The 14,353-nt window shown below is 57.3% G+C and carries 14 protein-coding genes; 5 read left to right on the forward strand and 9 right to left on the reverse strand.

Features of this window, described 5'->3' with window-relative positions:
- The first annotated feature begins 61 nt into the window (after window positions 1-61).
- Window positions 62-1,678 carry a GMC family oxidoreductase gene (locus WNZ14_RS00195; protein ID WP_342866604.1) on the forward strand — a complete coding sequence of 539 codons (1,617 nt, stop codon included), beginning with the start codon at window positions 62-64 and terminating at the stop codon, window positions 1,676-1,678.
- A gap of 10 nt (window positions 1,679-1,688) precedes the next feature.
- Here WNZ14_RS00195 and WNZ14_RS00200 read toward each other — a convergent pair whose 3' ends face one another.
- Complete coding sequence (locus tag WNZ14_RS00200; RefSeq protein ID WP_342868468.1) at window positions 1,689-2,255, reverse strand: N-acetyltransferase; 567 nt, start codon at window positions 2,253-2,255, stop codon at window positions 1,689-1,691.
- A 566-nt stretch (window positions 2,256-2,821) separates the two neighbouring features.
- On the opposite strand from WNZ14_RS00200, the gene WNZ14_RS00205 reads away from it, so the two are divergent.
- From WNZ14_RS00205 to WNZ14_RS00215, 3 genes are all read left to right on the forward strand, one after another.
- Window positions 2,822-3,715: a LysR family transcriptional regulator gene (locus tag WNZ14_RS00205; RefSeq protein ID WP_342866605.1), complete on the forward strand. Its 894-nt coding sequence runs from the start codon at window positions 2,822-2,824 to the stop codon at window positions 3,713-3,715.
- A gap of 93 nt (window positions 3,716-3,808) precedes the next feature.
- A complete protein-coding gene (locus tag WNZ14_RS00210; protein WP_342866606.1) occupies window positions 3,809-4,468 on the forward strand; it encodes a DUF1007 family protein in 660 nt (219 codons plus the stop codon).
- Window positions 4,465-5,508, forward strand: a complete 1,044-nt coding sequence (locus WNZ14_RS00215) for a nickel/cobalt transporter (protein WP_342866607.1) — start codon at window positions 4,465-4,467, stop codon at window positions 5,506-5,508. Before WNZ14_RS00210 ends, WNZ14_RS00215 begins: the two co-directional genes overlap by 4 nt.
- Window positions 5,509-5,513: 5 nt before the next feature.
- Here the strand turns inward: WNZ14_RS00215 and WNZ14_RS00220 are convergent, their stop codons facing one another.
- From WNZ14_RS00220 to WNZ14_RS00230, 3 genes are all read right to left on the reverse strand, one after another.
- Complete coding sequence (locus WNZ14_RS00220; RefSeq protein ID WP_342866608.1) at window positions 5,514-5,738, reverse strand: hypothetical protein; 225 nt, start codon at window positions 5,736-5,738, stop codon at window positions 5,514-5,516.
- A 118-nt stretch (window positions 5,739-5,856) separates the two neighbouring features.
- Window positions 5,857-6,306, reverse strand: coding sequence for a GNAT family N-acetyltransferase (locus WNZ14_RS00225; protein WP_342866609.1), 450 nt, complete (start codon window positions 6,304-6,306; stop codon window positions 5,857-5,859).
- The gene (locus WNZ14_RS00230; protein WP_342866610.1) at window positions 6,306-6,983 is read right to left on the reverse strand and encodes a GNAT family protein; all 678 of its coding nucleotides are present in this window, start codon (window positions 6,981-6,983) and stop codon (window positions 6,306-6,308) included. The genes WNZ14_RS00225 and WNZ14_RS00230 overlap by 1 nt, the downstream gene beginning before the upstream one ends.
- 82 nt (window positions 6,984-7,065) lie before the next feature.
- Here WNZ14_RS00230 and WNZ14_RS00235 point away from each other — a divergent pair, with 82 nt between their 5' ends.
- Entirely contained in the window at window positions 7,066-8,244 is a 1,179-nt protein-coding gene (locus WNZ14_RS00235) for a pyridoxal phosphate-dependent aminotransferase (RefSeq protein ID WP_342866611.1), read from the forward strand.
- 217 nt (window positions 8,245-8,461) lie between these two features.
- Here the strand turns inward: WNZ14_RS00235 and WNZ14_RS00240 are convergent, their stop codons facing one another.
- The 5 genes from WNZ14_RS00240 to WNZ14_RS00260 all read right to left on the reverse strand — a co-directional run bounded on the left by WNZ14_RS00240 (window position 8,462) and on the right by WNZ14_RS00260 (window position 14,331).
- Window positions 8,462-9,139 (reverse strand): LysE family translocator, encoded by a 678-nt coding sequence (locus tag WNZ14_RS00240; RefSeq protein WP_342866612.1) that lies wholly within the window; start codon window positions 9,137-9,139, stop codon window positions 8,462-8,464.
- Window positions 9,140-9,284: 145 nt separating this feature from the next.
- Complete coding sequence (locus tag WNZ14_RS00245; protein ID WP_342866613.1) at window positions 9,285-10,901, reverse strand: TRAP transporter large permease; 1,617 nt, start codon at window positions 10,899-10,901, stop codon at window positions 9,285-9,287.
- 6 nt (window positions 10,902-10,907) lie between these two features.
- Window positions 10,908-11,588, reverse strand: a complete 681-nt coding sequence (locus WNZ14_RS00250) for a TRAP transporter small permease (RefSeq protein ID WP_342866614.1) — start codon at window positions 11,586-11,588, stop codon at window positions 10,908-10,910.
- Window positions 11,589-11,676: 88 nt separating this feature from the next.
- The gene (locus WNZ14_RS00255; protein WP_342866615.1) at window positions 11,677-12,681 is read right to left on the reverse strand and encodes a DctP family TRAP transporter solute-binding subunit; all 1,005 of its coding nucleotides are present in this window, start codon (window positions 12,679-12,681) and stop codon (window positions 11,677-11,679) included.
- 288 nt (window positions 12,682-12,969) lie between these two features.
- Entirely contained in the window at window positions 12,970-14,331 is a 1,362-nt protein-coding gene (locus tag WNZ14_RS00260) for a sigma-54 dependent transcriptional regulator (protein ID WP_342866616.1), read from the reverse strand.
- Window positions 14,332-14,353: the final 22 nt, after the last annotated feature.

Raw genomic sequence — 14,353 nt, forward strand, 5'->3', positions numbered from 1 at the left:
GCCCCTGTCTCTCCACCCCAAGTCTTTTGACCAAAAAATTCGTTTTCCGGGAGCCAGCACCATGGCCAATGACATCTCTGCAGACATTCTCATCATCGGAACCGGCGTGGCCGGTGCAATTGCCGGCGCAAAGCTGGCGGCGAAAGGATTGAAAGTCGCCTTTCTCGAATCCGGCAAGCGGATAGAAAGATACGCCGCGGTTGAGAAGTTCTGGAACGCCAAGATCAAGGTGCCGGAATCGGCTTACCCCAACGACCCAACCGCGTCCCATCCCCTGACCCATCGCATTGAGGACTTCTATCAGCAGCAAGGCCCCGAGCTGTTCAAGTCCACCTACATCAAGGTTGTCGGCGGAACCACCTGGCACTGGCTCGGAACAACGCTGCGCAATCTTCCCTCCGATTTCAAATTGAAGACGCTCTACGGGCACGGTGTCGACTGGCCTATTGGCTATGACGATCTGGAGCCATTTTATCTAGCGGCTGAAAACGAGATCGGTGTGGCCGGCAACTCTGCCGAAGATCTCGGCTCGCCACGTTCCGGAGAATATCCGATGCCGGAAATTCCCATGACCTACCTCGACAAGCATTTTGCCTCGGCACTGGACGATACTCGCTATCACGTCCGATCAACTCCACAGGGCAGAAACTCGGTTTACCGTGAGGATCGCCCGGAATGCTGCGGCAACAATTCCTGCATCCCGATCTGCCCGATCCAGGCCAAATATGACGCTACCGTCCATGTCGCTTTGGCCGAGAAATCGGGGGCTACCGTGCATTCCGAGACCACAGCCACAAAACTCAATGTTGGGGACGACGGACGGATCACGTCTGTCGATTTCCGCCGTGCCGACGGAACCACAGGAACGGCCTCCGGCAAGGTCGTGATCGTTGCGGCTCATGCTCTTGAAACACCTCGCCTGCTGCTGAATTCGGCGCAGGAAAAGGCGCAAAACGGTGTGGCCAACAGCTCCGACCAGGTCGGACGCAATCTGATGGATCATCCCTCGCGTCTGAGTTGGGCAGAAGCTGCAGAACCTGTCTGGCCCTATCGCGGCCCGCTTGCAACCTCTGGCATTGAAAACCTTCGTGACGGCGATTTCCGCAAGGATCGTGGTGCTTTCCGTATCGAGATCGGCAATGATGGCCACAGCTGGCCGACAGGCGCGCCGACGTCAACCGCCTCCGCTCTTGCCTCTCAAGGTCTGCGCGGAGAAGAGCTCGACGCGGCAATCAAGGATGCGACATCACGCCAGATCAGGCTTGCTTCACTGGTTGAACAGTCACCTGACGCCGAAAACCGCGTGACGCTTGATCCCGAAAAGCGCGACGCCAACGGTGTTCCGCTGCCGCGCATCCGCTATGATTTCGACGACTACACCCGCGAAGGCCTGAAGGCTGCGGAAAAAGCGCATGAAGAGGTGTTTCAGGCGCTGGGCGCGAAGAATATTCAGCACTCGCCGGACGTTCAGGGTGCTGGGCACATTATCGGCACGGTACGGATGGGCGCTGATGCATCAAGCGCCGTCGTCGACGCCGACCTGCGCAGCTTCGACCATCCCAATCTGTTCCTTCTCGGATCCGGAACCTTCCCGACATCGGCAACGGCCAATCCGACATTGACCATTGCGGCCCTGTCGCTGCGATCAGTCGACGCTATTGCGGCGTCCGTCAAATAACCGGATCCGCTCAGGCGACCTGAGCCATCCTGCGCGCAGCGCGGAGCAATCCGCCCTTCATTGCCTGGCGGCCTGAGGCGACCAGCAAGCCTGACGCATCTTCGAGATGGTTTTCAACCAGCTCCAGGCCCAGCAGACGATGGCGCTCGACAGGTCCAGGCATCATCAGGCCACAGGTCTTTTCAGCTGAAAAGCCGAACCGCTCGTAGTAGGGCGCATCACCCACCAAAATGATCGCCCCATGACCGGAATCCTTGGCCTGAGCGATGGCATGCTGCATCAGCGCGGAGCCGATGCCTCGGCCTTCAGCGGTAGCGTTGACCGCAAGCGGGCCAAGCAAAAGCAGCGCCTTGTCCCCCGCCGCGGCATCCCACAGCCGCACGCTGCCGATAACCTGAGCTGCACCATTGCGTGCAACAAAGGCCAGTCCCGGTGACGGCAACCTGCCGCGGCGAAGCTTTTCAGAACTCTTGCGCCGGCGATCCACCCCCATTGCGCGGTCCAGCAGTGCTTCACGTGCAGGCACATCAAACTCTGCTTCGTTATCGATGACGAAGCAGGTTTCATTGGAAATCATGACATCGGATGTCATCGGTTGCTCCGTTCCCGGCCCGGTATCAGGGCCAAATCAAGACAGAGCATCGTACGGCCACTTCCAGACCCGGCCTTTGGAGGAACCGGAGAACAGAATGAACGCTTGATGCGTTGATGGACCACGCCTTGCCAGGCATTGATCCGCTCATGTCTGCCTTGGATTGGAGGGAGAACCCGACCGCACTTCCAGCAATGAAGGTGTGCCTCTTCAGTAACCCCGGCTGTTGGAAAGCCGGCAGACACCAGAAAGGCCCGCACCGTCGTTGCTTCAAGATGTCCTCGCTCAACCGGTTGGCCGGAGAAACGACTGGAGGGGTTAGTTCCAGGTACCTTACCGATTCCTCACCATTCGAGGGTCGGCGGACACCCACAGGCACGTGCGACTTTGGGCAGACGCGATTTAGGATTTTCGCTTGTCGCAATCAAGTGTTTTCTCAATCCCCTCTTGAAAAAACATATCTCTGAACGAATATCCGGTAACTGTTCGATATATCACTACGATACCGGCGCCTGAATCGGTCAGACGCGGATACGAAGGACCAGCCTTTCATGGATACACTGACCAGGATTCGCGCTTTCATCGATGTGGTTGAAGCCGAAGGGTTTTCCGCCGCCGCACGCAAGGTCGGTCGTTCCAAGGCGCTTCTGTCAAAATATGTCCGCGAGCTTGAAGACGATCTTGGTGCCTTGCTGCTCAATCGCACCACTCGGCAGTTTTCACTCACCGAGGCTGGTCACACCTACTATCGCACCGCCTCCGACATCCTCAAGGAAATAGACAACCTCGCGGATCTCGTGCGCGAAGGCTCAACCGACCTCAAGGGCCGGATCCGTGTTTCTGCCCCGCGCACGTTCGCAGACGCTGCCATTGGCCGATCGCTAATCGATTTTGCCGCCGCCCATCCGGATATCATACTCGAAATCATCTCGGATGACCGATTTGTCGACCTCGTCGAGGAAGGCTATGATGTGGCGATCCGCATCACCAAGCTCGAGGATTCAGGCCTGATCGCACGCAAGCTATCGGCTTTTTCGCTGATGCCCTGCGCATCTCCTGAATTTCTGGAAAAACACGGTCCGATCACCCACCCGTCCCAACTTTCCGACATTCCCTGCATTATCGACACCAATGGCAGGTTTCTCAACAACTGGCGTTTTGATGGTCCAGATAGCTCTGCGATCAGCGTAACCGTTCATGGTCGACTTGAGGTCAACAGCCCACTCACCGCCATGCGCGCGGCCGAGGCTGGCCTTGGCGTTGCCATACTGCCTGACTTCATTTTCAAGGAACGTCAACCGAACGGCACGCTCGTGCCTATTCTCGAGGAATTCACCACGAACGACCGGGGAATCTATGCAATCTACCCGCATCGTCGCTACCTGCCGGCCAAGGTTCGCGCGTTTGTCGATTACCTGACCCAGTGGTTCAAGACAGCGCACTGATTCCAATTGTCGCGCCATCTGGTGCGCGCCGAAATTTGGTCCATATTCGGTGCCACGGGAACGCATCGAACGATAAAAACGGATCGGCAAACCATGAGCACACCTATGATGTGGCGACTACCTGTCATGGCTGCAGTTGCGGGCATGCTGTTGCCAACCGCAGCATCAGCCCATCCCCATGTGTTTGCGGAAGCGCGTCTCGAGATTGATACCTCGGCTGACGGGCGAGTAACCGAACTGCGCAACGTCTGGCGGTTCGACGAGGTCTTCTCTTCGAGCGTCATCCTGGATTTTGACGAGAACGCCGATCTCAAGCTCGATGCAACTGAACTCGCAAACATCAGCGACATGGTCACCCAGTCGCTGGCTGAGTTCGATTACTACATCAACATCACCGTCAATGGTGAGGATGCGGAAATTTCATTAACTGAACCCATCAAGGTCGATTACCAGGACGGACAGTTGCTGATGTTCTTCGCGGTGGTCCCGAAAAAGGAAATTCCTCTGAACGGGAAGATTGCCGTCGGTGTGTTTGACCCAACCATGTATGCAGCACTCGATTTCATCAACGATGAAGACATGATGGTGACAGGCAGCTCAGCCACGCATTGCGCGCGCAATGTGGTGCGACCGGACCCTGATGAGGTCATCGCCCAGAACCAGGCGTCCCTGACCGAAGCGTTCTTTGAAACGACGGAAAGCAGTGACCTTTCAAAACTGTTCGCCACACGGCTGGAGCTCGATTGCAAATGAATACCGTCTCCAAGCGCTTGATCCTGGCCGCATCCATTTCATGTGTCCTGATTGCTGGCGTGGCCCATGCACAATCATCCCTCGGCATCGGCGCAGCCGAGCCGACCATCACTCCAACCGGGTTTGGCGGGTCGTTCCTGTTATGGGTCAATCAGCAGCAACAGGCATTCTACCGGTCCCTGACGGGCGCCCTGAAAGCCATGCGCTCCGACCCTTGGCAAATGTGGGGACTGGTTAGCCTGTCTTTTCTCTATGGCGTGTTTCATGCGGCAGGGCCCGGCCACGGCAAGGCCGTGATTTCCTCTTACATGATCGCCAATGAAGTGGCGCTGAAACGTGGCGTGGTTCTCGCACTGATATCGTCGATGCTGCAGGCACTGACTGCGGTGACTGTGGTTGGCGTCGCCTATTATCTGCTGCGCGGCCTTTCGATTTCCATGACTGAGGCCACACATTTCATGGAAATCGCCAGCTATGCGCTGATCGCCGCTTTTGGGCTCTGGCTACTCAGCCGGAAATTGCTCTCGTTGCGAACCAGCCCGGCACTGAACGTTGCTCATGGGCATGTCCACGCCCATCACGAACATCAGCACGCCGCCAGCCACGCTCATAATGATCATGATCATGGACATGGGCATGGGCATCACGCTCACAACCACGCAGAAGTCTGCGCGACATGCGGTCACGCTCATCTGCCTGATCCCAAGCTGATCTCGGGTCGTGATTTCAGTGTGCGTGAAGCCTGGAGTGCTGTCATCGCAGTTGGCCTGAGGCCCTGCTCCGGCGCTCTTATCGTGCTCACGTTCTCTATGTTGAACGGGCTCTGGATAGCTGGAATTGTCTCAGCCTTCGCGATGGCGCTCGGCACCGCGATCACGGTGTCTGCCCTGGCAACCCTGGCGGTTATGGCAAAAGGCGCTGCAGTGCGCCTGGCTGGCGCCTCGATGGGCGGCATGGTCGGCACTGCAATTGAAATTCTGGGCGCAGCGACGGTTTTCGCACTCGGATTGCTATTGCTAGCTGCGTCCTTGCAAGCCTGAAGCCTCTACTCGGGTATGTCTTTATTTTTGCGCTGACTTCTGCCGCGCAACCAGAAGACAGCAAAAAATGCCAGGACGAAGAAAATCGCAACCGCATAGGACAGCCAGGGTGATATCTCCGACAGGGACATCATCATGGATGGCATGTAGTAGAAAACCAGCCCGGTTCCGCCGAGAATCAACGCCGCGGCGATCGCGGACGAGCGGTTTGATGTGGTCGGTTCGCTCATGGGTCTGTTCCTTTGCAATCGGCGATCATGCACCAGATAAGCCTTTTCACAGTCACTGCAACACCTGTGGCTACGCTAAGGGTTCCCCGCCACCTTCAATTTGCTGCGGCCGGATCTTTCAAGCTTCCGGAACAGGCATCGACATGTGGATGACACTGCGCCCTGGACGGACGTCTTCCTGGTCCACCATAAAACCTATCCGCTTGTACCATGAGAGCGCCGGATTGAGGCTATTGGTTATCAATCCGACCCGGTTCAATCCGAGTTCCCGCGCCCGCTCGAATGTCGCCTCAAGCAGCAAGCGCCCCGTTCCCGAACCAGCGGTTTCCGGTGCTGTGGCGATCGATTCAAGGAACAGAACCTCCCTAAGGACGCGCAGGATGAGAACGCCTTTGAGTGAACCGCCGCTTTCATCAAACCAGACTTCGCACTCTTCCAGGATCTTGCCATAGTCCCATTCAAGCGGGATCGCCCGTGCGCCGACAATGGCTTCAGTCCGTGCGTAGGCAGCCCGCTGGAACGCCTCGACACGCGCCCGGTCACTTATTGCAGCTCTGCGAAGATCCATCACTCCTGCGCTGCCCTTATATCCTCAAGACGTCTTTTCTGCCGTCCGTCGAGATCGAAATTGGACGGCTCAAGCCAAGCTTCAAAAGCCTGTTTGAGCGCGGGCCATTCGCTGTCGATCATCGAAAACCAGGCCGTATCCCGATTGCCGCCCTTGGAAACGATATGCTGCCGGAAAACGCCTTCGAACTGAAAGCCTAGCCTTATGGCCGTAATCTTCGAAGGGCCATTCTCATTGTGACACTTCCACTCGTAGCGCCTGTAATCGAGATCCTCAAACACATGCCGCGCCAATAGATAATGCGCTTCAGTTGACATCGGCGACCGCGCCATTGCCGCGCCATGGGCGACCGAGCCAACCTCGACCACACCGTTTGCCGGATCGGGCCGCATCAGGGACGCCATGCCGACGATATCGCCCGTTTTGCGGCTGCGGACTATATTTACGACCATCCCTGTCTTCGCATTGACTGACAACCAATCACCGAGCTGGCTGGGCTTTTCATAAGGCCCATTGGGAAAATACTGGATCAGTTCGCTAATGCCGGGGCCGCCGAGGGCCTCCCATAGAGCCGCTTCGTGAATTTCACGATCGAACGTTTCAATCATGACATACCGCCCCGTCGAGGAGAAACCCTCCGGCGCGGGCCGCGCCGTCCACTTCGTCAAATCACGCATTGATGCCACCTGAATTGAAATTCGCGCCGGGATAGGACATGAGTTCATCAGACAAAACAACCACCGTCGCCAGGAAAATATGATGATCCATCCAGTTGCAGCCTTTGACCGTCTCGGTGAAGAGAATGCCTTCGCCGTTCTCGCGCGCGCCACCGATCTTGCCAACCAGGGTCGGGACATAATCAACCTCGGCATCGGGCAACCGGATTTCAAAACCCCAGTCCATATCGTCGATGCAGCGGTCAAGGCTCTGCGTGACGGGCACCACGGTTACACCCCGGCAAATGGTCTGCTGCAGACCCGAGAGGCAGTGTGCCGGAGAACACATTCCATGACCGGCGTTGAAATATCGCCTGACAGCGTGATGATCATGCCCGGTGGCAAACCAACCATGTACGCCGCGATCCGTCTGCTTGGTGAACCGGGTGTCGATATCCTCTATCCGGATCCCGGCTTTCCGATCTACCGCTCAATGATCGAGCACGTCGGAGCAAGACCTGTTCCTGTCCCGATGCGCGAAGAGAACGCCTTTGCCTTCTCCGCGGAAGAAACGCTGGCGTTGATCACGCCTCAGACGAGGTTGCTCATTCTCAATTCGCCGGCCAACCCAACCGGCGGCGTCACACCGAAGTCCGAGATCGACAAGCTTGTCGCCGGCCTTGCAGCCCACCCTCAGGTCGCTATTCTGTCCGATGAAATCTATGACGTGATGACTTACGATGACGAACAGCACACCTCACTGCTGACCTATCCCGAAATCCGCGACCGGCTGATCGTTCTCAATGGCTGGTCCAAGACCTGGGCCATGACCGGATGGCGCATGGGCTGGTCAATCTGGCCAGATAGCCTGATCGGCTATGTCCGCAAACTGGCAGTCAACTGTTGGTCGTGTGTCAACGCGCCCTCGCAGTTTGCCGGCATTGCCGCCATTGATGGGCCGCAGGATGCCGTGACCGAAATGCTGACTGCCTTCGACCGCAGACGCCGGCTGGTGACGGACCTGCTAAATGACTTGCCCGGCGTCTCCTGCATCCTGCCCAAGGGCGCATTCTATGCCTTCCCCAACATCTCGGCTACCGGCTGGAAAGCCAAGAAGCTCGCAAGTGCTCTGCTCGAAGAGGCAGGAGTGGCACTGATCGGCGGCCCCGACTTCGGCATTCTTGGCGAGGGCTACATCCGGGTGTCGTGCGCCAATTCGGACGATAACATCGAAAAAGCAATGTCGAGGGTGGGTGAATTCTTGAAAACCCATAAGGCCTGATCAGACCCGTAGACAGATAAAGGGCGGCTTTCGCCGCCCTCATCCGTCATGCCGTTCTTGGGAGGAGTGAAGTGGCATGTCTGATGATCAGGGTGCGCTCCAAACGTTAACGACATGTAAATACGAAATGGCGTGATTTGACCCGCAAATGCACAACTACCCTTGGGAATCGGGCAGTTTTCATCGCCAGACATGCCAAGGACAGGACGTTTTGCGGTCAGAGCCGCCTGGTCAGAAGCGTTAGCCCGGCAAGACCGAAGGCCAGTGCGAACACCCCCTCGAACCACCGTCTGAGACGAAGATATATGGCAACAACCCGCCCTTTGGAAAAGAGCAAAGCATAGGTCATAAAGACAAAGAGGCTCTGCAACCCGACCACACCAACCACTGATGCAATCTCCAGAGGCGAAGCGGAAACAGGAACGCCGACCGAAAAAAGCGCCCCGAAAAACAGGATGGCTTTCGGGTTGGTCAAATGCATCGCAAGACCCTTGCCATAGGCACCGCGATAGCTTCCTGCCGAAACCGAACGAAGCTTTGCTTCGCCGGGCGAGACGGCGCTGCGAGCGCTTTTGTAAGCGAGGAACAACAAATACCCGGCACCAAAGTACCGCAGGACCTCAAAAACCCATGCATTGGCCTGCATGACCGCGCCAAGACCAAGCGCTGCTGCCACCGACCAGCTCCAGGAGCCGCAGATAATTCCAGCCACCAAAGCGAGAGCCTGACTGCGTCCGTGAGCCATCGCAGTCCCTGCAATCGCAAGCGTCGACGGCCCTGGGCTTGCGGTCGCAAGAAACGCGGCAGTCAGTATCAATGGATAGTTGATATCACTCATCATGGCGACCAGCATGCCATCAGGCAGCGTGGCGCACAACGGAACGACCGATGACATTTTCTGCAGCAAAGCATCACATGAAGTGATCAAAGAGCTGCCAACCTAGGCTGCAAACGCCTTTGGCAAACCATATAAAAAACGGGGCGTTTGCGCGCCCCGTTCAGTTTGAATTTGGGTTTAGTGTTCTAAGGCACCCAAATACCTATCTGGTGACGATTTCCGGCCCCATCAGGCTGTAGGGTAACCAGGTCGACAAGGCAGGCACATAGGTCACGAGGATCAGGAACAGGAACAGCACCGCAACAAACGGCATCGCCGCGCGCACCACCTGGACCAGGCTCATCCCCGTAATCCCGGAAGTGACGAACAGATTGAGCCCGATTGGCGGGGTGATCATGCCGATCTCCATGTTGACCACCATGATGATGCCCAGATGAACAGGATCGACGCCAAGCTCCATGGCGATCGGGAACACCACCGGTGCCACGATCAAGAGGAGACCCGAGGGTTCCATGAACTGACCGCCGATCAGCAGCAGGATGTTGACCGCAATCAGGAAGGTGAACCATGTGAAACCGTAGCCCAGCATCAGCTCGGTGATTGCGTCGGGGATCCGCTCGGACGTCAGCACATGGGCAAACAGCAACGCGTTGACGATGATGAACATCAGCATGATGGTCGTCTTCGACGCATCCACCATCACCTTGCGGGTATCTTCGTTGAAAAACGCCCTACCGAAGTTGCGGCCCATCAGCGAGAGATTTCGACCCCAGACCGGTAGCCCTGCCAGCAGCGCACCTGGCACGCCGGTAAGCCCCTTGTCACCACGCCAGGCAGTGTAAGCCACCAGGATGACAAGCGAGATGACGAGACCAAGATTTGACCGGCCGGCAAAGGTGATCGTTTCTGAATCGTTCGTGGCGAAGAAAGACAGAATCATCCAGACGAAATAGAAAGCAACCGCATAGACCACGCCTGAAAACCCGGCGCGGGCGCTGCGGGAATCCGTGTCGTTTATCCAGGCGATACCCGCCATCGGCCCCATATCGCGATAGATGAAGATTGCGATGAAGAAGGAATAGATCGCGGCAACGGCAGCAGCTTCGGTCGGCGTGAAGACCCCGCCATAGATGCCACCGATGATGATGATGATCAGGAACAGGCCCCAGCCGGCATCCTTGCCGCCGGCGACGATCTCGCCAAATCCGCGCCAGGGTTCAGACGGAAGCCCCTTGACCCGCGCGACGATGTAAATCGCGATCATCAGCATGAGGCCGGCGACTATCCCGGGGATCACGCCCGCCAGGAACATCCGGCCGACGGAGACGTCGGTTGCCGCCGCATAGACCACCATGACGATGGAGGGGGGAATGAGAATGCCCAGCGTGCCGGCGTTGGCGATGATGCCGGCTGCGAACTCCTTGGAGTAGCCCACCTGTCGCATACCGGCGATGGCGATGGTACCAATGGCGACCACAGTGGCGGGCGATGAGCCCGACAAGGCCGCAAACAGCATGCAGGCGAGAACACTCGCCATGGCAAGACCGCCGCGGAAATGGCCCACCGTTGCAATGGCAAAGCGAATGATGCGCTTGGCGACGCCGCCGGTCGACATGAAGGCGGACGCCAGCACAAAGAACGGGATCGCCAGCAATGTGTAGTTCTGCGCAGCCGTGAACAGCTGGATGGCGACTGACGACATCGAATCTGTCGAGAAGAACGCGATCAGGATGATCGACGAAAGCCCGAGCGACACTGCCACCGGCACGCCTACAAACAACAGCCCGAGAACGAGCACAAACAGGATTGCGGTTTCCATGACGGATCAGTCCTTCAACACGTTGCGGTTTTCGGCAACGAGGTCTTCCGCCTCATGTCCGGCAATGATCAATTCCCGATCGCCGCACCAGATCGCGACCATCGCCTGCAGCGCACGAAAGCCGAACAGCCCCAGTCCTATGGGGAGGATGAGGTAGGCAATCCAGCGCTGCACGCGTTCCTTCAATCCGAAAGTATCCTGCATCCATTCCGGATAGCGCAGATCATCAAGCCCGATACCGATCTGATACATTTTCGACCAGTAGACCATTGCGCCGCCATTGGTGTCAGCACCGAAGATGCCAAGCCAGGCCGAGTTGATCAGGATCGCCGCATAGAGAAAAGCGCAGAGAGCACCAAAGATTGCGAAGAAGCGAAACACCGGCTTGGGGAAAAGGCGCAAAAGCGCATCAACGCCCAGATGCATGCCCTGCTTGAGACCGTAGCTCATGCCGAAAAGGATCATCCAGGCAAAAAGAATACGCGTGAGCTCCAGCGCACCCGTCCAGCCGCTGTTGAAGCCATAGCGGGCGACAACCTGCGCAAAAGAGACGAGCGTGATCAGCGCCAAAATGACAGCGAGCACATTCTCCTCAAACCGCGTCACCGAGGCCGGGTTGCGGCGCTCCGCAAGCCAGAACAGCGCGATCACCGCGCCCATGATGAGATAAGGCAAGTAAGTGTTCATGGCGTCCCCCGATTGCCTGCTGCCCGCCAGCAATTAAATGCATGGGTCCGGGAGATACCCCCCGGACCCACTTTGCAAAACAAACGGCTTAGCTTGCGCTGTTTGAAGCAACCGCAGCTTCGATCAGATCAGTACCGATATCGCCTTCAAACTTGGACCAGACCGGCTTCATGGCGTCGACCCATGCCTGGCGCTGTTCAGGAGTAAGTTCGCGGATTGTACCACCGGCATCGAGAATGTTCTGGCGGTTCTTGGCTTCCGTTGCAGCGACCGAAGCGTTGGCTTCGATTGTCACTTCATCAACGATCTTGATGAACTGGTCGCGGAACTCGGGCTCAAGGCTGTTGAGCCATTCCGTTGATGTGACCAGCAGGTAGGCCAGCAGCTGATGGTTGGTTTCAGTGACGCCATCCTGCACTTCGAAGAACTTCTGGGTGTAGGTGTTCGACCAAGAGTTTTCCTGACCGTCAACAACGCCGGTCTGAAGCGCGCCATAGACTTCCTTGAACGCAAGCTTCTGAGCCGAACCGCCCATTGCTTCGATCATCGCAACGGCAACGTCCGAAGTCTGAACCCGGAACTTCAGGCCATTGGCGTCAGTTGGCAGCAGAAGCGGCTTGTTGGCCGAAAACTGCTTGAGGCCCGACGACCAGTACCCGAGCCCGGTGTAACCGACATCTTCCATCACGGTCAGCAGGCCTTTGCCGGAATCCGACTGCACGAAGCTGTCAACGGCCTTGAGGCTCGCAAAAAGGAACGGCAGATCGAACAGACGATACTTCAGCGTGTAGGCTTCAAACTTCGAAAGCGAAGGTGCAGCAAGCTGAACGTCGCCGAGAAGCAGGGCTTCAAGAACCTTGTCGTCATCGAACAGGGTCGAGTTGGCAAACACTTCCATGCAGGCCTTGCCGTTCATTTCCGAGTTGACCCTTTCGGCCAACATCGTTGCGGCGTCACCCTTGGGGTGACCGGTCGCAGCCACCACATGGCTGAACTTGATGACCATCTCGCCATCGTCGCAATTGGCCGAAGCAGCATTTGCGGTGAAAAGAAGAGCGGCGGCGGAAACGGCGCCGAGAAGAAGCTTTTTCATGAGGTATCCTCCACTGGGGCAATATGCCCGGAACTTGTCAATCGAAGCGGAGACCGGAGGACACTTAGAAAGGCCGGGCCAATAACCCGGCATCCTCCCTGCGATGTCCTCCCGTCCATCGCGTTCGACTGAAAAGCTTTGCAATCCCCGTGCCAACTTGGCAAAGGCGGAGCAAAATGGCGAAATCGGCTGAAAAACTCTCGAGAACGAGGGTGCGAGAAAAAACTGAGGCTGATTAGGCAACAAGGCGGGCATCAAATGACCCATCAGACCGCGCCGATGGGCAATCTACGACCCAGACTCATCCTCGTTGGAGGAAACCCCCAGTCTTCGCATCTTTTCATACAATCCCTTGCGCGAGACGCCGAGCCGCTCATAGGTCGGTTTCAGCGCGCCACCATTGCGCTTGATCTCCGCCACTATCACTGCCCGTTCAAAGGCGTCCACCCGCTCCGACAGATTGCCTGTCTCTAGCCCGACGTCCGATTCCGATCCGAAGCCCGCCCACATGCCCAGCACAAATCGGTCGGCGACGTTTCGCAATTCGCGCACATTGCCCGGCCAGTCGTGCGCCAGTAGCCCTGCTTCGATCTGTGGCGTCACGTCAGGAATCTCTCGGCGATAGCGTGCACGAGCTTCACGCGCCAGATGAAAGAACAGCAGCGGAATATCGTCCCTGCGCGCCCTGAGGGCCGGGATTTCCAAAGTGATCACATTGAGACGATAATACAGGTCCGTTCGGACCGCTGGATTGTTGTTCAAATCAGCCTTGGTCGCCGCCACGAAGCGCACGTCAAGCGCCACCTGCCTGTTCGATCCAAGCCGCTCTATCGAACGCTCCTCGATGGCACGCAGCAGCTTGGCCTGCAGATCGAGCGGCATAGATTCAATCTCGTCAAGGAACACGGTGCCACCATTGGCGTGTTCCAGTTTGCCGATCCGTAGTTTCTGCGCCCCAGTGAAAGCGCCAGCTTCATGACCGAAAAGCTCGGATTCGAAAATATCAGCCGGCAAGGCCGCACAATTGATGGCAACAAAATTGCCTTTGCTCCGCGGTCCGAAATCATGAAGTGCCCTGGCAACAACTTCCTTGCCCGTTCCCGTTTCACCGGTGATCAGAACGTCCGCATCCGTGTCGGCAACGGCGGAGATCTGGGCACGTAAACGCTGAATTCCTGGGTTGCGGCCAACAAGCCGCGACGAGAGGTCGTCACTGCCTTCCAGCGCGGTTCGCAAAGACCTGTTTTCCAGCACAAGCCGGCGCTTCTCAAGCGCGCGCTCGACCACTGAGAACAAGCGGTTGGCGGCAAATGGTTTCTCGATGAAATCGTAAGCGCCAGCCCGCATCGCCTCCACCGCCATCTGCACGTCGCCGTGCCCGGTGATAAGCACCACGGGCATGGTTGGATCGATCCCCAGAATCTGGCGCATGAGCGCGAAACCATCCATACCCGGCATCCGGATGTCGGACACAACAACACCATAGAGACTGCGAAGCGGCAAATCACCGACATCTTCCGCGCTGCTGTGGCAAGTCACACTCAGCCCTTCAAGCTCCAGCGATTGTTTGAGCGCGTGCCGCAGATCGGCGTCATCATCAACCAGATGAACGATCCTGTCCTGTGGCTTCAGCACGGAACTGTCTTCCAAAAGCAGGCTCCTCTCTTTGGCT

This window comes from Hoeflea sp. AS60, assembly GCF_038900115.1.
Taxonomy (GTDB): Bacteria; Pseudomonadota; Alphaproteobacteria; order Rhizobiales; family Rhizobiaceae; genus Hoeflea.